This window comes from Flavobacterium sp. 245 (genome assembly GCF_004362055.1).
Classification (GTDB): domain Bacteria; phylum Bacteroidota; class Bacteroidia; order Flavobacteriales; family Flavobacteriaceae; genus Flavobacterium.
On sequence record NZ_SNXB01000004.1, the window covers coordinates 62,769 to 85,228 of the forward strand.

Consider the following 22,460-nt stretch of genomic DNA (forward strand, 5'->3'; position numbering starts at 1 on the left):
TTTTACGTTTATGTTTTTAAATAGTATTTTAGGACTTTAATCTAAACAAATGAAAAATACCATTTCGCAAAGAGTTGCCGATTTTTTAAAAGATTTTCCTCCCTTTAACTTTTTACACAAAATAGATTTAGAAAAATTATCTGAGCAGATTTCTATTGTTTACAAAGAAAAGGATGCTGTGATTTTTGCTGAAAATGATAAAACTCATGATTCTTTTTATGTAGTTCATAAAGGGGCTGTCGCACTTAAAAAAAGCACGAAAAATACGGTTTTAGATATGTGTGATGAAGGTGACATTTTTGGACTTCGTCCGCTTTTAGCACAAGAAAACTACATTATGGAAGCTGTAGCGCATGAAGAAACTATTTTATACGCCATTCCGATTGCGGTTTTTAAACCTTATGCATTAGAAAACAGAAATGTTGGCAATTTCCTGATTGAAAGTTATGCTTCAAACACACGAAATCCGTATTCAGACATTCATAAAGATAAATTGTATGGAGACGATGATTTATTAAACGAAAATCGTCATTCAAATAACGATTCATTTGATTTAACACCAATAAAGTATTCGAAAAAAATTGTTGCCTGCAGTCCGTCAACAACGGCTCGCGAGGTTGCAAAAATCATGAATAAGAAAAAAGTCGGAGCCATATTAATTGTAGATGAAATGCTTCCGATTGGTATTTTGACCGATAAAGATCTTCGAAACAAAATCGTAACTGGCGATTATTCGATTATGACTACTGCCGAAACTATAATGACGAAACCAGTCATTACCTATCCCAAAAAAATGACGGTTACTGAAGCGCAAATGGCAATGATGAAAAGTAATATCAGCCATTTATGCCTAACAAAAGATGGAACGGTCAATACAAAAGCTGTTGGAATTTTATCGAAACATGATGTTATGGTGGCGCTGGGAAATAATCCCGCAGTTTTAATTAAAGCACTAAAAAGAGCTAAGAAAACAAAGGAAATAAAACCAATAAGTAACCGAATCATGCAATTGCTTCAGGGATATTTAGATCAAAATATTCCTATGACATTGATTTCAAAAATTATAACTGAATTAAACGAAGCTTGCACTACACGTGTTATCGAGATTTGTCTGGAAAAAATGAGTAGTCCACCTCCTGTAAAATTTGCATGGCTGGCGCTTGGAAGCCAAGGAAGGGGTGAACAAATGCTTCATACCGATCAGGATAATGCGATTGTTTATGAAAATGTTTCAGAAGTTTTTAGAGATGAAACAAAAATTTACTTTTTGAAATTTGCCTCTCTAGTTAACAAAGGACTTTTTGATATTGGTTATGATTATTGTCCTGCCGATATGATGGCTTCAAGTCCAAAATGGTGCATGAGTCTTGACGAATGGAAAAACCAGGTACATCATTGGATCACCAATCCGGGAAAAAATGAAGTTTTGCTTTCTTTCATTTTCTTCGATTATAGTATGACTTATGGAGATGCCGAAATTGTAAATCAGTTATCAGATTCTATTTTTGAAAACGTAAAGGCAAATCCTATTTTTTATATGCATTTGGTAAGCGGTGCATTGCAAAGCCCTTCTCCAACAGGATTCTTCAGACAATTTCTAGTCGAACAAGACGGTGCCAACAAAGACAATTTTGATATTAAAAGACGAGCTTTAATGCCTTTGACCGACGCGGCTCGGGTTTTGATTTTATCACATTCCGTTAAATCTATCAGCAATACAGCCGAGCGTTTTGAAAAATTAGCCGAACTGGAACCTAACAATCGCGAATTGTATTTGTCTTGTTCGTATTCTTTTAAAGCTTTATTAAAATTTAGAACTAAACAAGGTCTTTTACATCATGATTCAGGTCAGTTTATTGCTTTGGAATCTTTATCAAAAATGGAAAAAATCAAACTGAAACGTACTTTTAAAACTATCAAAGAACTTCAGGAACTTATTTCGGTGCGTTTTAATATCTCAAATCTGGTCTAATAATGAGTTTATTCAATTTTTGGAAAAAAGAAGTAAATCTATTCGATGAAAACATTACCATCGAACAAACCCGATTTGTAGTTCTGGATACTGAAACTACTGGTTTTGATTATGAAAATGACCGGATTTTATGCATTGGCGCTTTGGTTCTTCAAAACGGAATTATTTATGTCCAAGATAGTTTTGAACTTTACATCGAGCAAGATCATTATGATAAATCAACCGCTCAAATTCATGGCATTTTAAAAGCATTTGTAATTCAACGTCCAACCGAATTAGAGGCTTTACAGCAATTTTTATCTTTTCTTGGTGATGCAATTATCATTGCACATCACACCATTTTTGACGTTACAATTATAAATAAAGCTCTTGAAAGAAACGGTTTGCCAGAACTAACTAATAAAAGGCTTGACACCGCGATATTATACAAAAAAACCTTAATCAAATCACATTTATTTGAACGAAAAGATCATTACACATTAGACGATCTTGCAGATAAATTTGATATTTCTAAAAAAGATCGTCACACTGCTTTGGGCGATGCGTATATTACGGCAATCGCTTTCTTGAAAATTGTAAAAAAACTGAAAGAGAAAAAAGCGATTAATTTGAATTCTCTTTTTAAATAGAAAACCTGACTCTTTAAGGCCAAGTTTTCCTCCATTTTAATTATCTATAAATAGTCGATACGGAAATACATTTGAAGATCTATTTTTTAAATTTTTCATGAAGCTATCGCATAAATAATCCCATTCTGCTTTAGACAAATGCTGTATTTCTTCTGAATTTGATTTAATAAAAATATCGACAGTACGACTAAAACCAGCTTTTACAGATATTTCTTTTCGCGTTCCTTTTTCAATCTTAATATCGGCAATTGAGTTTTTAAAATGATTAAATCCAAATGCTTTAATATCTGCAAAAGTTACAATTCGGCCTCGAGTTAATAATGCATTTCTGTATGCAAGGATTCGGTCTTTATTATTTTGCCTATTTAAGCCACCAACCGTATTTGTCATTAAAGTAACGGTTTTGCCAATGAAAAACAAATCATCTTTAGATTCTAAAGTTGTTCCTGCTTTAATATCATTTCCTTCTTCAGCACAAGTTGACCAATAACTTATCGTAAACGATTTTCCAGTCGAATTATCAGCTGTGGGTTTAATCATTAAATAAGGATCATTATTTTTAGAAAAACTGCTTTCTTTAGCCTGTTGTTCAACAGAGGCTAACAGCTGATTTATTTCGACAAGAGAGCTGTTCATAAAATCCTTTCCTAAACCTGCAAAGGAGGAACTTTCGTCCTTAAGTAGATCTAATACATTTTCTAATAATTCGTGGAGCGCCTCCAGGATATGTTGGATATGAAGAAGGCGGATTGTTAGTTAACAAGATTCGTCAGAAGCCTTATTCCATAGTTCTATTTGATGAAATTGAAAAAGCGCATCCTTCTGTTTTTGATGTTTTTCTTCAGATTATGGATGAAGGAAAACTTCATGATCGTTTAGGAAAAGAAGGCGATTTTTCAAACGCTATAATACTTTTTACTTCAAACATTGGCGCAGATCATATCGTTACTACTTTCAATAACGGCGAAATTCCAAGCTCAAATTCGTTAATGGAAATTATGGGAAACTATTTTCGACCTGAATTTTTAGGGCGTTTGACTGAAATTGTACCTTTTGCGCCTATCAGTAAAGAAAATGCATTGAAAATCTTCGAAATTCATCTTAAGAAAGAATTTATGGATTTATTGAAAAACATAAATATTACAGTCGAAATCCCTATGGAAGCTAAAGTTTATCTAGCCGAAAACGGATATAATGCAAAGTATGGAGCAAGGCCTATTAAAAGTATTATTAGAACGCATTTAAGAAGACCTTTAGCAAAAAAGATAATTTCTGGAGAAGTTAAAGATGGAGATATTATTTCTGTTAGCATTGAAAACAACGAAGTAAAATGGATTAAAGAAGGAGTTATTTATTCTCATGAAAAATAAATCCCATAACTAAAAAACGCTAAGAAATTAATCTTAGCGTTTTTTCAATTTTATTATTCTAAAACCAAACCTATTTGTCCGTCGTCATCTAATTCGGTTTCGACTGAATCATCATCTTCTGATAATTCTGGTTTCTCCGGAACTTCTTCGACTGGCTCTTCATAAGGAAGCGGATCTAACAAATTAACTTGTTTTAATTTATCTGTAGTTAATTGATTTCCTAAAGCTTTAAAACCTTTTACGGCTATAAAATCTTCCACATCGATATGCAAATCTTCTTTCTGAACTCCTTTTACTTTTGCAAAAACCAATTGCGCAACCGGACGATAATCTGTCGACACAATTTCTAATTGTGAATTTGGATGATCTGTGATAAAACTTTCTTCTTTACCTTCATTTTCAACAAGAAAACGTTTTAAGAAATAACGTTCTTTTTCTCCGTCATAATAAATCGCAGAAATTGGTTTTTTAGGTTTCCATTTCTCCAAAACAATCATATCTTCATCAAAATGAGTCGATAGTTCCGGAATTATAACTTTTACTTTTCCAGCTTGACTGATAACCAAAATTTTATCACTTGGCTTAAATTCTCCTAATAATTCTCCTCTGGCGTCAACATTTAAACGTTTTACAGTATCGTCAAACCAAACTTTTCTTGGCAGTAAAGTCGAAATTCCTTTTTCTTTTAATTCGATTTTTTTGATCGGATATTTAGTAACCAGATTTCCTTTTGATGCACGACCTTTAATAGCTAATTTAGCAAAATCAATATCAAATTTCAGTTTCTTTATTGTTCCAATCTGACGCAATAAAATGGTCACAACCTCAGCTTCTCCATTCGGATTATGTGAAAAATAAACTACTTGAGAACCATTTGTTCCGTTTGTTAAATCGTAAGCTTTATCACGTGTGACTCCACTAACATTAAAACGTTTGATATACGAAGGACCAGATTTACCATCACGATACATCATGTTGTAAATCGTGCGTTTATCGCTCTTATCAAAAACAGCAACATGTATAATATCTTTCCCAATAAACGTTTTGGCATCAACTTTTGTAATCATCATTGTACCATCGCGCAAAAATACAATTACATCATCAATATCAGAACAATCGGCTACGTATTCGTCTTTCTTTAAACTTGTTCCTACGAAACCTTCTTCGCGGTTTACGTATAGTTTTGTGTTACGCAAAACTACTTTTGTTGCCTCAACGTTATCAAAAACACGAAGTTCTGTCTGACGTTCACGTCCTTTTCCGTATTTCTCTTTTAATTTGGTAAAATAAGCAATTGCAAAATCGGTTAAATGTTCCAGATTATGCTCAACTTCTTTCATTTCATCTTCTAACTTAGCTATAAAATCATCAGCTTTATCAGAATCAAAACGTGTAATACGAATCATTGGAATCTGAGTCAGTCGTTGTAAATCATCGTCATTAATTTCTCTGACAAATGATTTTTTGAAAGGCTCAAATCGGTCGTATAAATATTTATAAAGTGACTCTCTATCAGAATACAATTTGAAATCAATATACATTTCTTCACGAATGAAGATTTTCTCTAAAGTAGAAAAATGCCACTTATTTTTTAATTCTTCTAACTGAATTTCTAATTCCTGACGAAGCAAATCAACTGTTCTGTGTGTTGAAATTTTCAACATTTCAGAAACTCCAATAAACAACGGTTTATTGTCTTCAATAACACATCCTAAAGGCGCAACAGAAGTTTCACAAGCCGTAAAAGCAAACAAAGCATCAATTGTTTTATCTGGAGAAACACCTGGAAAGAGATGAATTAAAATTTCAACATCGGCTGCAGTATTGTCTTCAATTTTCTTGATTTTAATTTTACCTTTATCATTGGCTTTCAAAATACTGTCAATTAAAGTCGATGTATTGGTCGAAAACGGAATCTGCGTAATCACCAATGTATTTTTGTCTAATTGCGAAATTTTAGCACGCACACGCACACGACCTCCGCGAAGCCCATCATTATAATTCGACACATCGGCAATACCTTGTGTCATGAAATCAGGGTATAACGTAAAAGGTTTTCCTTTTAAAATCTTGATCGAAGCGTCGATTAACTCATTAAAGTTATGAGGGAGCACTTTAGTTGAAAGTCCAACCGCAATACCTTCTGCTCCTTGTGCTAAAAGCAATGGGAATTTTACCGGAAGATTGTTTGGTTCTGCACGACGACCATCATACGAAACGCCCCAATCTGTAATTTTTGGAGAATATAAAACCTCTAGAGCAAATTTTGATAAACGTGCTTCAATATAACGCGAAGCTGCTGCTCCGTCGCCCGTTAAAATATTACCCCAGTTTCCCTGACAGTCAATCAATAAATCCTTTTGACCAATTTGCACCATGGCGTCACCAATACTAGCATCTCCGTGTGGGTGATACTGCATGGTATGTCCTACTACATTGGCAACTTTGTTATAACGACCGTCATCCAGCTCTTTTAGAGAGTGCATAATACGACGCTGAACCGGTTTAAATCCGTCTTCGATAGCAGGAACTGCACGTTCCAGAATTACATACGAAGCATAATCCAAAAACCAGTCTTTGTACATTCCCGTTACTTTGGTAATAACGTCCTCTCCTTCTTCTTCCTGATTTTCGTAAAAATGCTGTCCCTCGAAATTCTTTGCATCTACATTTATAATCTCATCTGAATCATCTTGATTTTCATCAAATTGATTTTCATCTTGATTATTATCGTCGTCGTTTGGAATTATGTTGTCGTCTTCTTCGTCTTTCATTATTTATATTCGAAATTATAAATTTATTTGTTTTCAAGAAGTTCTTTTAAAACTTCAACGCTTGGTAAAACGGTCTTATATTTACTGGCAAAAATCTGTTCGTTATTTTCTGGCAAAGTATATTTTACTACAGATTCACTTTTATTTTGACAAAGTACAATTCCGATTGTTTTATTTTCATCTTCCAATCTCATTTCTCTGTCATAGTAGTTCACATACATTTGCATCTGACCTAAATCTTGATGTTTTAATTCACCTATTTTCAAATCGATAAGAACAAAACATCTTAGTATTCTATTATAAAAAACTAAATCGATCCTAAAATGTTTATCATCAAATGTAATTCTTTCCTGTCTTGCAACAAAAGTAAAACCATGACCTAATTCTAATAAAAAATGTTCTAATTTATTAATGATTTCTTGTTCTAATTGCGATTCTGAATACTGATGTAATTCAGGTAAACCCAAAAATTCTAAGATATAAGGATCTTTAATAATATCTTTCGGTTTTTCAATAATTTGGCCTTTTTCCGAAAGTTTTAAAACCCCTTCTTTGTCTCTGCTTAATGCTAATCTTGTATAAAGTGCCGTGTCGTATTGACGTTTTAGTTCTCTAACGCTCCAATTGTTTTTTTCAGATTCTATTTTATAAAAACGTCTTTCTTTTTCATCATCAATTCTCATCAAAAAAACATAATGTGTAAAAGTTAATTTAAAAAAAGAAGACAATGTTTGATAGTCTGCTTTATTAAATTCAGCAGACGCTGTCTGCGTTTTTTGAGATTTGAATTCCTCAGTCAGTGACTGGGTTTTTTGAATTTGTAAAATCCTAATCAGTGACTCGGATTTTGAATAAACTAAATAAAACTTCCTAATGTTCTCTAAACTGACCACCGAAAAACCTTTTCCAAATTCTCTCGTCAATTGCTTTGAAAGCTCTTTTAATAATTGTTTTCCGTATTCAGCTCTATTCTTTCCATTTTGTTCTTCTTCAACAATTATTCTTCCTATTTCAAAATAGGTAACTGTCATTGTTGAATTTACCGCACGTAAAACCTTTTGTCGGGCATTTTGCAATAACTCCGCAACTTGCTGGAAAATAACTTTATTTTGAAGACCGTCTGACACTTTTTGTTATTATAAAAAATTACTAAACCTCCTCAAGCTCATCAATTTCAACCTTCAAATTCTTAATAATAAACTCCTGTCTGTCTGGTGTATTTTTCCCCATATAGAAAGACAGCAATTGCTCTATTGAAGTATGTTTGTCCATCATAACAGGATCAAGACGAATCGTGTCTCCAATAAAGTTTTTAAACTCATCTGGCGAAATCTCTCCCAAACCTTTAAATCGGGTGATTTCTGGCTTTGGTTTTAACTTTTCAATCGCATCTTTTCTTTCTTCTTCAGAATAACAATAAATGGTTTCTTTTTTGTTTCGAACCCTAAAAAGCGGTGTCTGCAAAATATACAAATGTCCTTCTTTGATTAACTCAGGGAAAAACTGCAAAAAGAAAGTAATTAGAAGCAAACGAATGTGCATTCCATCGACATCGGCATCGGTTGCGATTACGATATTATTGTAACGTAGTTTTTCTAGTCCGTCTTCGATATCAAGCGCGGCTTGCAGTAAATTGAATTCTTCGTTTTCATACACAATTTTTTTAGTCATTCCGTATGAATTTAATGGCTTACCTCGTAAACTGAAAACAGCCTGAGTATTTACATCGCGCGACTTGGTAATCGATCCAGAAGCAGAATCTCCCTCGGTTATAAAAAGCGTACTTTCTAAGTTTCTTGGGTTTTTTGTATCTGGAAGATGCGCTCTGCAGTCTCTTAATTTTTTATTATGCAGATTGGCTTTTTTAGCACGATCTGTGGCCAGTTTTCTAATTCCTGATAATTCTTTTCTTTCGCGTTCAGCCTGAAGAATTTTGCGTAACAAAGCTTCTGCAGTCGGCGGATTTTTATGCAGGTAATTATCTAATTTGTTTTTTACAAAATCGTTTACGAAAGTACGAACAGAAACTGCTGGTGTTCCATCATCAGAACCCATATCTGTAGAACCTAATTTGGTTTTGGTCTGAGACTCAAAAACCGGTTCCATCACTTTAATACTAATTGCACTCACAATCGATTTACGAACATCTGATGCCTCGAAATTTTTATTGTAAAACTCACGAATCGTTTTCACAACTGCTTCACGATAGGCCGCTAAGTGCGTTCCTCCCTGTGTTGTATTCTGACCGTTGACAAAAGAGTGATATTCTTCGCTGTATTGCGTTTTACTGTGCGTTAAAGCGATCTCGATATCGTGATCTTTTAAATGTATAATTGGATATTCTAAGTCATCTTCACTGATTGTTTCTTCTAATAAATCACGAAGACCATTCTCAGAAATATATTTTTCTCCGTTGAAAATAATAGTCAAACCATTGTTCAAATAACAATAGTTTTTAACCATTTTGATTACGTATTCTAAACGGAATTTATAGTTTTTGAAAATAGTTTCATCTGGCGTAAAAGTTACTTTTGTTCCTTTACGTTTTGTAGTATCAACAATATCTTCTTCTAAAACCAAATTCCCAGCAGAAAACTCTGCTCCTTTTTGTTTGTCATCACGAACCGATTCTACACGGAAATAATTCGAAAGCGCATTAACTGCTTTTGTTCCGACACCATTCAAACCAACTGATTTCTGGAAAGCTTTAGAATCGTACTTTCCTCCTGTATTCATTTTCGAAACTACATCAACTACTTTTCCTAACGGAATTCCACGTCCGTAATCACGCACCGAAACCGTTTTGTCCTTGATAGTCACTTCAATAGTTTTTCCGGAGCCCATTACGAACTCGTCGATACAGTTATCTAAAACCTCTTTTAATAGAATGTAAATACCATCATCTGGAGAAGAACCGTCTCCAAGTTTTCCGATGTACATTCCCGGACGCATACGGATATGTTCTTTCCAATCGAGTGATCGGATATTATCTTCGGTATATTGATTTTGCTCTAGCATAAGGTGAATTGGATTTTTGGCTAATGTACCATTTATCGGCAAAAAATGAAAGCGTATTTTTTCTTTTGTTACGAATAATAACAGTTTTTAAATCTATTTAAATTGATTTTAAAAAAATACGACCGTTAAAAATATAAAAAAGAAGCGATGAAACAAAAAAATACTATTTGATTCCGAGTACTTCTTTTGCTAGCGCAATCATTTCAGGCGTTCCGGTGTTTTTATTTTTTTCGTCGGAAAGTTTTACAACGCCTTGCCAATGTGTATTATCTGGTTTTGTATCGGTTAATTTGATTACCATATTCATGGCGGGGAGGCCAACATCATTAGTGAAATTTGTTCCAATTCCAAACGACATTTTGATTTTGTCTTTACAGAAATCTACAATCGTTTTTACTTTTTCGTAATTAAGGGAATCTGAAAAAACAATGGCTTTCGATTTTGGATCAATTCCCATTTTTATATAATGCGAAATCACCTTTTGGGCAAACTCAATAGGGTTGCCACTGTCATGTCGAACGCCGTCAAAAAGTTTGGAATATTTTTTATCAAACTGATTGAAGAATATTTCTGTAGTATAAGTATCAGTTAAAGCAATTCCGAGGTCGCCTCCATAAACTTGCGTCCAATGTTCGAGACTTATCAAATTGGCCATTTTAAAACCATATTGCGCCGCATGAAACATAAACCATTCATGAGCGTGAGTACCCAAAGGCCTTCTGTTATTAACCATTGCAAAATGCACATTGCTGGTTCCAATAAAACTTTGTCCGCCATTTTCTCTCAAAGTTTCATTCACTAAAACATGCACATCATAAGAATGACGTCGTCTGGTACCAAACTCTAAAATCGAAACTCCTAATTTATTATAATTGTCAATTTTATCTTTGGTCAGCTTTTTTATCGCCTCATCGTTTAAACGAATTAAATGATTTGATTTATAAAAAAGCTCCGAAATCAATGCCATTAGTGGTACTTCCCACAGAATAGTTCGGTACCAAAACCCTTCTACTGTAACTTTTATTTCTGAACCTTCTTGAGTAATATGAACCTCAGACGGATCATAGCTATAGCCTTGCAGAAAATCTAAATAAGTTGGATCCAGATAAGGGCAGTAATGTGACAGATAATTTTTTTCTTCTTTTGTCAACCGAAGATCAGCCATGGCATCAACAGATTTTCGAAGTAAATCTGCAAAACCTTCAGGAAAGACATGTTTTCCTCGGTTTATAAATCCATAACGTACTTTTGCTTTCGGGAAAAGCCTTATTACAGCGTGCTGCATTGTGAATTTATAGAAATCATTATCCAAGATTGATTTCAAAAAAGTTGTCTCCATGGCATATTAATTCAATTCCTGAATTGCTAAGATACGGCAATTCGGTAAAAGAAGGAAATTTCAGCGATAACAGTTATCAAAGTTTTTGTTTGGGTACGACTTTAAAATCAACTAAAGATCTTCCATTAAGATAAAAAGAAATGAATCGTCCTAATTTTCTATTATAAGTTAGCTGAAATTCTAGCATTCCATCTTTTTCTTCTGGATTTTCAATCTTGACGTGTTCTTCCTTTTTGCCTAAATAACACAAATTATCAAGCCGTGAAATATTTTTAATTTTAAAGATAATCACATCTCCATCATTTGCTTGGATTATCCCTGAAAAGGGCCAAATGATTTCACATTTTTCTCTTATGAATTGATTATAAATAAGTGGTCCATCCAAAAACTCTTGTTTACTCCCTGTATTTTCTGCATACATCGAAGAATCTGGAAAATGCAGGGCATAAAAATACTTAGGATCAACATCAAAATAAATGGGTGTAAATTCTTTTACAACGGATTTTCGGTTTTCATCATAATAACCTTGACCCCATGTAGCATCAACTAATATCCATTTACCATCAATTTGCACTGTATTCCAGGCGTGATTTGATCCCAATCTTCTTCGTCCAATATCACTCAACAATCTTTTAGAATCGCCTGTTACTACTTGACATTTTAGCCCAATTTTCATTGCTAAGTGTGCATATAATAAAGAAAAGCCCTCACACACTGCTTTTCTAGACCGAAATGCTTTTTGTGTTGCATTTGCCTGTAGCAACTGCTTTACTTTTGCCCAATCGGCTTCATTTTTAGAACTATATGTTTTTTGTTTTGGAGGATCTAAAAAGGTTTTTAAATCGTAATCTAAATTCAGTGCAATCCAGCTATAAATTGCTCTTGCCAGATCCTGTTCTGATGTAAAATCCTTCTGAATTCTTTCGGCTAGTTTCTCAGTACTTCCAAAATTCGGATACTTTAAAACAATACTGTCGATAGCATTATATTTTTGTGAATAAGAAGAACTGGTAAAAATGATGTTCAAAAAAAAGAATAAAAAAAGGATTTTTTTTAATGGCATTTAGTTTAAAATTTAAAAATGAAATTCAATAAATCGTTTCTTTTCACCTCTAAATAATTTTAAAAGAAACAATACTATTTGTATCCACAAAAATGGTAATATACTCCCCTACATTATTATCATAAAGAATCTGAAATTCTAAACCTCCACGCTTTTCCTTTGGATTTTGAACTTTTACCGCCCTATTATATTTATTCAGATAAAAAACCTGATTTGATTTTGAAACGTTTTTGATTTCAAAAGTAATTTTATCGCCTCTTTTAACTTCAATCAAACCTGATTCTGGTGATTTGATCCTATAATCAAATTCGATTGTTTTATTGTAAATTAAAGGTCCATTCAGAAACTCATCTTTGCTTAATCTATTTCCTAAATAAGAACCTGAATCTGGAAAATGTTTGGCAAAGAAATAATCAGGATCAGTGTCGAAATAAATCGGTGAAAAATCAGCAACCATTCGGCCTTTACTGCTGTCATAATAACCTTGACCCCAAGTCACATCAACCAAACGCCATTTTTTATCAATCAAAACAATATTCCAGGCATGATTTGATGAAGTTGTTTTTCGGCCAATATCTCGTACCGAAATTTTCGAATCGCCACGGATGATTTCGCATTTTATTCCAACCAAAGAAGCCAAGTGCTGATATAAAGCCGTAAAACCTTCACAAACGGCTTTTTGAGATTTAAAAGATTTCTGAATCAGATTGTCATTAATCTGTTTTATTTTTCTTTGTTTTTCAGCTTCAGTAGAATAACTGAAACCCTGCGATCTAGGAGGGTTTAAAAAAGCATTGAAATCGTACTTCATATTAAAAGCCATCCAGCTATAAATAGCGCGTGCTTTGTCATAATCAGAATCGAAATCTTTTTCAATTCTTTCCGCTAACTTTTCTGTTGTCGCAAAGCTTTTTGGGTACTTTGCAACGATTTTGTCGACTTCATTAATTTTTTGCGCAAAAGTGTAATTCAAAAAAATACAGTTCAGCAAAAGGAATATAAAAGCAATCTTTTTTTGTGGCATTTAAAAATTTGATTTAATAATGTTTTTCAGTTCGTTATCTAACTCAACATTAGAAATTTTATTTTCTTGTAAATCAAAATTCGAGCCAAATGCTGGTAATGAAAAACTTCCTTTTATTTCGGCACCATAACGCGGGAAAAGATTCTGAGCAATTCCTAAAACAGAACTTCCGCCTCTTCCTCCTGGCGAAGTTGCCAGTAACAACATTGGTTTGTGCTGAAAAACATCTTTTTCGATACGCGAACTCCAATCGAAAACATTTTTAAAAGCAACCGAATAATTTCCGTTATTTTCTGCCATTGAAACTACTAAAATATCAGCCTCTTTAAGCTTGTTTAGAAAAGCTTGTGCCAATGAATGCTGACCTACTTCTTTTTCAAGATCAACACTAAATACTGGCATTGCAAAATCATTTAAATCTAAAACTTCAACATCAGCATTTTCAAATAAACTTGAAGCATAAGTTGCTAAATGTTTGTTGATTGATTGCTTACTGTTACTTCCTCCAAAGGCTATTATTTTCATGGCTTCTCTTTTTGTAATGTTTCTTCTATTGGCTCTTTTTTTGGCCCGTCGATTTCGTAAATCTCTTTTGCTATTTCTACAGAATACTCATTTGGATAAATTTTTCCTCCATATGATTTAGCATAGACTTTCGTAAATTCTGCTCCAAAATACAGAATTATCGCCGAATAATAAACCCAAACCAGAATAATTATCACAGAACCTGCGGCACCATAAACAGATGCAACCGTAGAGCTTCCTAAATAAAGTCCAATTGCAAATTTACCAATCATAAAAAGAACGGCAGTAACGCCCGAACCTATAAAAGCATCTTTCCATCTTATTTTTCCGTCTGGCAAGGTTCTAAAAATAATAGCAAAAAGAGTACTAATACTCGCCAGCACAATAATTATATTAAGTACATAAAATAGATAAACCGTACTTTCCGGAAAATAAACTTTTAAACGTGTACTTAGCAAGTCTAAAGTTGTACTTATAAAAAGACTGACCAGCATTAAAAAACCAACTGAAGCAATCATAGAAAATGACATTAAGCGGTTTTGAATAAATTTCTTAATTCCTTTGTCAGGTTTTGCACGTAATCCCCAAATAAAATTAATAGAGCTTTGTATTTCGGCAAAAACCCCTGAAGCCCCAATTAACAGCATTACAATCCCAAATACGGTTGCAAAAACATTATCACCAGACAATTGTACATTTTTAATAGCTTCCTGAATCTGGCTTGCCGCACCGTTACCTACCAAACCGTTAATTTGCCCATATAATTCTCCCGTCACAGCTTCTTCTCCAAAAAAGAAACCACAAATTGTAATGATAATAATTAATAAAGGCGGTAACGCAAATATGGTATAATATGCGAGTGCGGCACTAAGTTTAATGGCATTATCATCGTTAAATTCTAAAAAGGTATTTTTTAAGAGAAACCACGTTTTGGAGAATATATTTTTGATTTTCATTTGCTGATTTTTTGATATTCTCTCAAATTTACGCAATCTTGAAAAATTTTGAATTCTTGATTTTTAGTCGAATTTTATATTTTTACCATGTAGTATTTTGATACTTTTTTATATTCTTGATCAAAACCTAGATTTTTAATTTTCAGAATATTTTTAAATTCTTTTCTTGTTGATTTTATCAAATAAGAAAGTGAATCAAGCGTTTTTGCTTTTACAGCAGTAACTGAATCCAACTTTTTCAAGTCTTCTGGCAAATAGATACTCTTAATTTTAAGAACATTATTTTCGAGAGACATTATTTTGATTTTCCAAAAAACAGAATCTCTCGTACTTAAAATTAACTGTCCCTTAATACGTTTTAGTTTCTGATTGTACGACAATCTAAATACTGTATCTATATTTTTTTGAGACAATTCAATTGAATCACCCTTTTTTAATACATCAAATTTATATTTCGTATCCTTAGAAATTAATTTTTCATCAACAAGGTCAAATTCAGATTTTAAAGAATCCAGTTTTTGTTTGTGAATCCTAAATTTAAAATAATACTCCTTAAAAATTCTATCTTCATCAATTCTTAAAAAAGTAGAATCTGGGGTTTTATATACTCCTTTAAATGTAGAAGGGAAGCTATTTAGCTCAGAGTCATTAATTGGTTGAGGGTTCTCAAAATAAAATGCCAAACCTCCAAATTCGGCATCGGCATCGGCTTTTTTACAAGAAATAATTGATGATACTATCGCAAAAATTAAAATCAGTTTTTTCATATCTTCAATTATTTATAATGACAAAAAATCCCTTTATCGTAAACTGTCCACAAACTTGCTTTTTGATTCGCCGCTTTTAAAGCACTATTTGCCCAAGTATTACAGGTATAAAAAAGACTGTAACTTCCTTTTGCTTCATAAAAAGCATCTTTTTTTCCGTAGCTGTAGCCCTGAATCCATTCAGGATTTGTTGGATTATTGAAACTTTCTGAAATATAAGAGACTAATTTTTGATAATTTTCTTTTGAAATTAAAATGCGTTTACAATTTTCGTTTTCCGCAAGACTTTTATAGAATGAAGTATGCATTGCTGAAGAACTTACGCCAAAAATTGCTTTTAAAGCGGTACTGGCTTTTAAATCGGACCATTCTGGTGTATGCAAATAAAAACCTTTATCGCCCCAGCCAAAAGCTACCAAAGTTGCCAATGAATCTTTAGACTGTGTCTGACTGAATTGTATTTCTTTGCGCCAATCTTTTATTTCATTTGCAACTGGAACCACAATATCGGTATGAACGCCATTGGAAAGAATGTAAATCGGAATTGCGTCTTTTTCATCAACTTGTGCAATATCTGAATTGACCGTTATTTTTGAAATTAGATACATCGCGATTAAATATAAAACGAGAAAAGTAATGATTCCGAGGATTGTCCAGCAGAGAAATTTGAAAGATTTTTTTAGCATTTGGTTGATTGTTTTTGGGTTAATAAATTAGGTTATTTTGTTGTAACCAATTTTTGAGCCAAAAAATAAACTTTAAATTTTAAAAGTAGATTGGAATGCCAAAACAGAACGCGGATGATACGGATTCGCTAAAGCGAAGGCGCGGATTTTTGTCATTGCGAGGAACGAAGCAATCTCATACAGTTAAACATTTTTATTCTAAAAGTTTGCTATTTATCGTGTGATTGCTTCGTTCCTCGCAAAGACTAACAAAAAAAACTGCTGAATCTCTCCAGCAGTTTTAGTCTTTATTCTTTGTTCTTTCTTCTATTATCTAAAGAAAAAAACTAAACGTTAAAACGGAAGTGCATTACATCACCATCTTTAACAATATATTCTTTTCCTTCCACTTTGAATTTTCCAGCTTCTTTTGCTTTAGCTTCAGAACCGTATTGAACGTAATCTTCGTATGAGATAACTTCAGCACGGATGAAACCTTTTTCGAAATCAGTGTGGATAACTCCAGCCGCCTGAGGCGCTGTTGCTCCGATGTTGATTGTCCAGGCACGAACTTCTTTTACACCAGCAGTAAAATATGTTTGTTGTTTTAATAATTTGTAAGCAGCACGAATTAAAACTGATGCTCCTGGCTCAGTTAATCCCATATCTTCAAGGAAAACCTGACGCTCTTCGTAACTTTCTAATTCTGTAATATCAGCCTCTGCTCCTACTGAAAGAATAATAACTTCAGCATCTTCATCTTTAACTAATTCACGAACTTGGTCAACATATTTGTTTCCGTTTACTGCAGAACCTTCGTCAACGTTACAAACGTATAAAACTGGTTTTGCTGTAATTAATTGGAAAGATTCCATTAAAACCTCTTCGTCATTACCTTGAGGAACAATAGTACGAGCTGATTTAGCCTGTAATAATGCCTCTCTGATTCTGTCTAAAAGTGCTTTTTCAGTTTGCGCTTCTTTATTTCCTGTTTTAGCAGCACGATTTACTTTTTCCAAACGTTTTTCAACCGTTTCTAAATCTTTCAACTGCAATTCAATATCAATCGTTTCTTTATCACGAATTGGGTTTACATTTCCGTCAACATGAACAATATTGTCATTGTCAAAACAACGCAAAACATGAATAATAGCGTTACACTCTCTAATGTTTCCTAAAAACTGGTTTCCAAGACCCTCACCTTTACTTGCTCCTTTTACCAAACCTGCGATATCTACAATATCAACTGTTGCCATTTGTACGCGCTCTGGTTTAACCAATTCTTCTAATTTATTGATTCTTGGATCCGGAACGTTTACAACACCAATATTAGGTTCAATTGTACAAAACGGAAAGTTGGCACTTTGCGCTTTTGCATTAGATAAACAATTAAATAATGTTGATTTTCCAACATTTGGTAATCCTACAATTCCTGCTTTCATCTGTTGTTTCTATTTATTTTATGACACTGATTTTTCTCAGGCCAGACCATTACTACTTCTGTCGTAATGATTTATGTTTTACGTGTACTTTTTTGATTTTCTGCCAAAATGCTATTTTTTGGCTTTAAAATTTTGCAAATATAAGATTTAATAGCTCGTGCGCGAAGTAAAAATGTGTAATAATATAATTTATCGGCTAATCTTGAAAATTTTTAAACTTTTTACTAAATTTTTGTTAAAAAAAACTAATTTTATAATCTAAATCAATAAAAAACAAACCAAAAAACCAAACTACCATGAAAAAAATTGCATTACTCGTATTTCTATTTAATACGATGTTTCTTTTTGCTCAAAAAGAAGTCTCGGGCGTCGTCAAAGACAAAACAGGTACACCTTTGCCAGGAGTAAATGTAGTCGAGAAAGGAACTTCAAATGGTGTCTCAACCGATTTTGAAGGCGGTTATAAAATTAAAGTTAAAGAAGGTGCAACCCTAATTTTTAGCTATGTAGGGTTTTCTACAGTTGAAAAATCAGCATCGGGAGATAAAGTTGATATCAGTTTAGATGAAAGCGGCGGTCAAGTTTTAAGTGATGTTGTCGTTGTAGGTTCCAGAAGCACTAAAAGAACCGTCGTAAATTCAGCGGTTCCTATTGACGTAATCAATGTCAAAGATGTTACCACACAAAGCGGTAAAATCGAAATTAATCAGCTGCTTCAATATGTTGCTCCCTCATTTAATGCCAATAAACAATCGGGTTCTGATGGTGCCGATCACGTTGACCCAGCTTCTTTAAGAGGAATGGGACCTGACCAGACTTTGGTCTTAATTAATGGAAAAAGAAGACACCAGTCCTCTCTTATTAATTTATTTGGAACACGCGGACGTGGAAATACAGGAACAGATTTAAATGCAATTCCGGCAGCTTCAATCAAAAGAATTGAGATTTTAAGAGATGGTGCTGCAGCACAATACGGTTCTGATGCCATTGCTGGAGTAATTAATATTATAACGAATGATGTCGTAGACGAATTTACCGGATCTGTTACTTATGGTGTTTTTAATACAGATGCAAAAGGTGAATTTCCTGTAGGAACAGCCAATACAAAAGGATTTAGATTAGATCAACACGGTAATGGAAATTCATTTGGAAAGGATCAGGATTTTGATGGAGGATCTGTTCAAATAGCAGCCAATTATGGAACAAAGATTGGAACCAAAGGCGGTTATGTGAATGTCACAGGAGAATTTTTAAATAAAAATAAAACACTAAGACCAGGTTTTGATTTTAGAAAAGGATTTGGAGAGGCTGAAATTCAAGGTGTCAATTTATTCGTGAATCTTGCTATTCCGATAGCTGATAAAACTGAATTTTATGCTTTTGGAGGAAGTAATTTCAGAGATACAGATGCTTATGCTTTTACAAGAAATGACGGAGAAAGAGTTGTTGAAGCTATATATCCTGGAGGATATACACCAAGAATTACATCTAAAATAAATGATAATTCGATTGCTGCAGGAATAAGAACAGAATCTGGCGGAGGCTGGAAATGGGATTTTAGTAATACTTTGGGGAAAAACAAATTTCATTACGACATAAAAGGAACCATCAACGCATCACTTGAAGAAAAATCTCCACTGGAGTTTGATGCCGGAGGCCATAGTTTGCTTCAAAATACTACAAATTTAGATGTTTCAAAAAACTACGACAGTATTCTTGACGGCTTTAATATAGCCTTTGGAACAGAATTCAGAGTAGAACAGTTTGAAATTTTTGCTGGCGAAGAAGGTTCTTATGCAACCTACGATACAAATGGAGTTCCAATTACAGATCCAACCACTCAAAGCGCTCCAATTGATCCAGTTTCTGGAGAGCCAAGACCTGGAGGATCTCAAGGTTTTCCTGGATACAGTCCACTAAATGAAGTAAATAAAACTCGTACTAACTTCTCACTATACACTGATGCCGAATTAGATGTTACGCAAGCCTGGATGGTTAGTGGAGCCGTTCGTTTTGAAAATTACAGCGATTTTGGAAGCACAGTTAATGGTAAATTAGCTTCAAGGCTAAAAATCACAGATCACTTAAACTTAAGAGGTTCTGTAAGCACGGGTTTCCGTGCACCATCATTAGCTCAAATTTATTATAATTTACGTTTTACCAATTTTAGTTCAGCAGGCGCTACAGAAGTTCTATTAGCCTCAAATGACAGTGAAATAACAAGAGCTTTTGGAATTCAAAAATTAAACGAAGAAAAGGCGATAAACGCCTCATTAGGATTTACTGCTAACTATGGCGATTTTACAGCAACTGTAGATGGTTATTTAATTAATGTAAAAGACAGAATCGTATTAACAGGTTATTTTGATGCATCTGCATTACCAGGAAATATAGATAAAGCTCAGTTTTTTGTCAATGGCGTAGATACTAAAACGAAAGGTCTGGATATTGTTTTAGCATGGAAAAAAACAATAAACGAGAACCGACTTAGTGCAACTCTTATTGGAAATATAAATGATATGAAAATCGACAAAGTAAATAATGGAACTTTAGACGAAAAAACATTTTTTGGAGAGCGTGATAAAGCATTTTTACTAGCTTCAGCTCCACCAAACAAATTCGGCCTTAACCTTAATTACGGAAGAAAATGGTTTGATGCTGGACTTGCTTTTACAAGATTCAGCGAAGTAAAACTTTTAGATTATCAAATGGATGAAGATCCGGAGGACTACAGAACTTCGCCAGATGAAACTGATGCAGAGGTTTTTGCTAACCAAAAGAGAGCTGCTACAGACACTTATGGTGCAAAAATTGTAACCGATTTAACTTTCGGATTTAAAGTTTCTAAATCTACTAAAATTAGCATTGGAGCAAATAACTTATTGAATATCTATCCTGATCAACAAGACGATTGGGTTGAAGCTGGAGGATATTGGGATGCTGTACAAATGGGTTTCAGCGGTGCTTACTACTATGCGAGACTTGGGTTTAATTTTTAATGGAACTTATCTAGATATGTCATCCTGAGCGAAGTCGAAGGACAAACAAAAAGCTCCACAATACAAATTGCCAATCTTTGTGGAGCTTCTACTTCACTCAGCCTGACACTTAATAACACAAAAAAATCCTGAATCAAATGTTCAGGATTTTTTTTATCTTTTTCTGCAAAAACTACAGTTTAAATTCTAACGAATCTACTATTGCTTTTTCCTCGTCAGTGGCTGTAAATCCTGATACTTCCCAATATTTTGTCAACACTTTATTCTTTTTATTGAAAAGTGATTTTTCTTTAAAAACATCACTTTCTTTATAAGTAAAATTTTGTTTGTTGAAATGCGTGGTAACAAAACAATTTCGAACCTGAATATTTTTAATGTGATCTTTTGAAATGAGATCATAAGCAATTTCTTCATTTGAACTAAGCAAATAATACTCTTCACCATTAATTCTATAATTTACTTTCACAATTGATCTCGTAACATTTTTTGAACCAATTTTTGTCTGCTCTTCAACTTGAAGCAAATTTTGAGGCGTAATTATAATGCTGAATTCAACAATTAACTTTTTTACAGGATCATATACAACCTCAAAAGTATCTAATGCCTTTTTTGATTTGTCCCGAGGCGTAATTGCCATCAAGTAATAATTTTTATTATTTGGATGTCCTCTTGTAATAAAATCGTATTCTTTTCTAGTTTTTGAATCCAAAAGTGGATCAAAATACTTAAGATTACAGTAATTTTCCATGATATTATTCAGATTATAACCTTTTAAATCAGCGCTGAGATCAGTATCAAGAAGTCCGTATGACCGGTTTTGTTCCACTAACAATGTTGTAGTCGATTTTTTTTGATTACCCGTGAACTGAAAATTCACTAATCCGTCATTATAATAAGAATATTTATTGTTAAGCATAAAAAACTCTCTCACAAACACTTTTAGTCGGTAAGAAGATGCTAATTTTTGCCTTGAATTTGCAACAATTTTTTGAAGGATTTTTTGCGGATTTTCTTTAGAGACTACAATCTCATCTAATTTAGTATTATTACTTTGAAGATAAACTACAAATAGATCTGGCTTTAGAGGTCCCCATCGAAGTGTTACTTTTTCATAATTTGTTTCAGTAACCTGAAGACTTGAAGATCCATTTAATACAAAAGTTACCTTGCCATCTTTATTGCTTATCAATGTTTGCTTCGTTTTCATGATAAAAACAGTAGCATTTTCGATAGGCAATTGTGTTTCAATATCCTTAACCACAATTGAATACTCTGCATTTTGAGCAAAGACGGCAATATTATACAATAAAATAAATAAAAGTACCAGTCTCCTCATAGGCTGTTATTAAATTTTCAACTAATGTATTAAATTATTAAATATAAATTAACATTTGTTCAACAAAACATTAAAAAACAATGCTATACGTAAGTTAACTCTTTAAAATTGGACAAAAAAAATCCTGAGCGTAATACTCAGGATTTCAATATTTTAGTCACAAGAAATTATTCGCCATGCAAAAACGCTTGTCTGTTCAACAAGGTTTCTTCATCTTCTACGTGGTTATCATCTGGCACACAGCAATCAACAGGACACACAGCTGCACATTGAGGTTCATCATGAAAACCTTTACATTCTGTACATTTTCCTGGAACAATGTAATAGATTTCGTCAGAAATTGGAGTTTGAGCATCTTCAGCATCGACTTCAGTTCCGTCAGGTAAAATTACTTTCCCAGAAAGACTTGTTCCGTCTTTATATCTCCAATCATCTGCACCTTCATATATTGCCGTATTTGGGCATTCTGGTTCACAAGCCCCACAATTAATGCATTCGTCAGTTATAATAATTGCCATCTTTTTTAGTCTTAAAGTTTTAAAGTCATAAAGTCAAAAGTGATAAAGTTTGAAAGTCTTGCG

The 22,460-nt window shown here is 33.4% G+C and carries 17 protein-coding genes and 1 pseudogene; 4 read left to right on the top strand and 14 right to left on the bottom strand.

All coding sequences use genetic code 11. From position 1 onward, the window contains the following. Nucleotides 1–49 precede the first annotated feature (49 nt). Both EV145_RS09090 and EV145_RS09095 read left to right on the top strand, forming a co-directional pair. Nucleotides 50–1,972, top strand: a complete 1,923-nt coding sequence (locus tag EV145_RS09090) for a DUF294 nucleotidyltransferase-like domain-containing protein (RefSeq protein WP_133524905.1) — start codon at nt 50–52, stop codon at nt 1,970–1,972. A 2-nt stretch (nt 1,973–1,974) separates the two neighbouring features. Next, nucleotides 1,975–2,601, top strand: a complete 627-nt coding sequence (locus EV145_RS09095; protein WP_133524906.1) for a PolC-type DNA polymerase III — start codon at nt 1,975–1,977, stop codon at nt 2,599–2,601. Nucleotides 2,602–2,637: 36 nt separating this feature from the next. Here EV145_RS09095 and EV145_RS09100 read toward each other — a convergent pair whose 3' ends face one another. Then, on the bottom strand, nt 2,638–3,237 hold the full coding sequence (locus EV145_RS09100) for a hypothetical protein (protein ID WP_243739237.1): 600 nt from the start codon (nt 3,235–3,237) through the stop codon (nt 2,638–2,640). A 65-nt stretch (nt 3,238–3,302) separates the two neighbouring features. Between EV145_RS09100 and EV145_RS09105 the strand changes: the two are divergent. Further along, nucleotides 3,303–3,971 (top strand): annotated as a pseudogene (locus EV145_RS09105) (AAA family ATPase); the annotation flags it as partial. 53 nt (nt 3,972–4,024) lie between these two features. Here EV145_RS09105 and EV145_RS09110 read toward each other — a convergent pair. From EV145_RS09110 to ychF, 11 genes are all read right to left on the bottom strand, one after another. Next, complete coding sequence (locus EV145_RS09110; RefSeq protein ID WP_133524907.1) at nt 4,025–6,745, bottom strand: DNA gyrase/topoisomerase IV subunit A; 2,721 nt, start codon at nt 6,743–6,745, stop codon at nt 4,025–4,027. A 23-nt stretch (nt 6,746–6,768) separates the two neighbouring features. Continuing rightward, nucleotides 6,769–7,872 carry a YhcG family protein gene (locus EV145_RS09115; RefSeq protein ID WP_133524908.1) on the bottom strand — a complete coding sequence of 368 codons (1,104 nt, stop codon included), beginning with the start codon at nt 7,870–7,872 and terminating at the stop codon, nt 6,769–6,771. A gap of 22 nt (nt 7,873–7,894) precedes the next feature. After that, nucleotides 7,895–9,763 (bottom strand): DNA topoisomerase IV subunit B, encoded by a 1,869-nt coding sequence (locus EV145_RS09120; protein WP_133524909.1) that lies wholly within the window; start codon nt 9,761–9,763, stop codon nt 7,895–7,897. Nucleotides 9,764–9,926: 163 nt separating this feature from the next. After that, nucleotides 9,927–11,102 carry a nicotinate phosphoribosyltransferase gene (gene pncB, locus EV145_RS09125; RefSeq protein WP_133524910.1) on the bottom strand — a complete coding sequence of 392 codons (1,176 nt, stop codon included), beginning with the start codon at nt 11,100–11,102 and terminating at the stop codon, nt 9,927–9,929. A 76-nt stretch (nt 11,103–11,178) separates the two neighbouring features. After that, nucleotides 11,179–12,165 (bottom strand): transglutaminase domain-containing protein, encoded by a 987-nt coding sequence (locus EV145_RS09130; protein WP_133524911.1) that lies wholly within the window; start codon nt 12,163–12,165, stop codon nt 11,179–11,181. 49 nt (nt 12,166–12,214) lie between these two features. Continuing rightward, nucleotides 12,215–13,189, bottom strand: coding sequence for a transglutaminase domain-containing protein (locus tag EV145_RS09135; RefSeq protein WP_133524912.1), 975 nt, complete (start codon nt 13,187–13,189; stop codon nt 12,215–12,217). Beyond that, a complete protein-coding gene (locus EV145_RS09140) occupies nt 13,190–13,714 on the bottom strand; it encodes an NADPH-dependent FMN reductase (protein WP_133524913.1) in 525 nt (174 codons plus the stop codon). It lies immediately after the preceding gene. Beyond that, on the bottom strand, nt 13,711–14,670 hold the full coding sequence (locus EV145_RS09145) for a YihY/virulence factor BrkB family protein (RefSeq protein WP_133524914.1): 960 nt from the start codon (nt 14,668–14,670) through the stop codon (nt 13,711–13,713). The genes EV145_RS09140 and EV145_RS09145 overlap by 4 nt, the downstream gene beginning before the upstream one ends. A gap of 74 nt (nt 14,671–14,744) precedes the next feature. Continuing rightward, nucleotides 14,745–15,437: a hypothetical protein gene (locus EV145_RS09150; protein ID WP_133524915.1), complete on the bottom strand. Its 693-nt coding sequence runs from the start codon at nt 15,435–15,437 to the stop codon at nt 14,745–14,747. Between the two features lie 8 nt (nt 15,438–15,445). After that, nucleotides 15,446–16,123 carry a TIGR02117 family protein gene (locus tag EV145_RS09155; protein ID WP_133524916.1) on the bottom strand — a complete coding sequence of 226 codons (678 nt, stop codon included), beginning with the start codon at nt 16,121–16,123 and terminating at the stop codon, nt 15,446–15,448. A 326-nt stretch (nt 16,124–16,449) separates the two neighbouring features. Further along, nucleotides 16,450–17,544 (bottom strand): redox-regulated ATPase YchF, encoded by a 1,095-nt coding sequence (gene ychF / locus EV145_RS09160; RefSeq protein WP_133524917.1) that lies wholly within the window; start codon nt 17,542–17,544, stop codon nt 16,450–16,452. A gap of 296 nt (nt 17,545–17,840) precedes the next feature. On the opposite strand from ychF, the gene EV145_RS09165 reads away from it, so the two are divergent. Next, nucleotides 17,841–20,543 carry a TonB-dependent receptor gene (locus tag EV145_RS09165; protein WP_133524918.1) on the top strand — a complete coding sequence of 901 codons (2,703 nt, stop codon included), beginning with the start codon at nt 17,841–17,843 and terminating at the stop codon, nt 20,541–20,543. A gap of 172 nt (nt 20,544–20,715) precedes the next feature. Here the strand turns inward: EV145_RS09165 and EV145_RS09170 are convergent, their stop codons facing one another. Both EV145_RS09170 and EV145_RS09175 read right to left on the bottom strand, forming a co-directional pair. After that, nucleotides 20,716–21,879 carry a hypothetical protein gene (locus tag EV145_RS09170; protein WP_133524919.1) on the bottom strand — a complete coding sequence of 388 codons (1,164 nt, stop codon included), beginning with the start codon at nt 21,877–21,879 and terminating at the stop codon, nt 20,716–20,718. 167 nt (nt 21,880–22,046) lie between these two features. After that, nucleotides 22,047–22,397, bottom strand: coding sequence for a 4Fe-4S dicluster domain-containing protein (locus EV145_RS09175; RefSeq protein WP_133524920.1), 351 nt, complete (start codon nt 22,395–22,397; stop codon nt 22,047–22,049). Nucleotides 22,398–22,460: the final 63 nt, after the last annotated feature.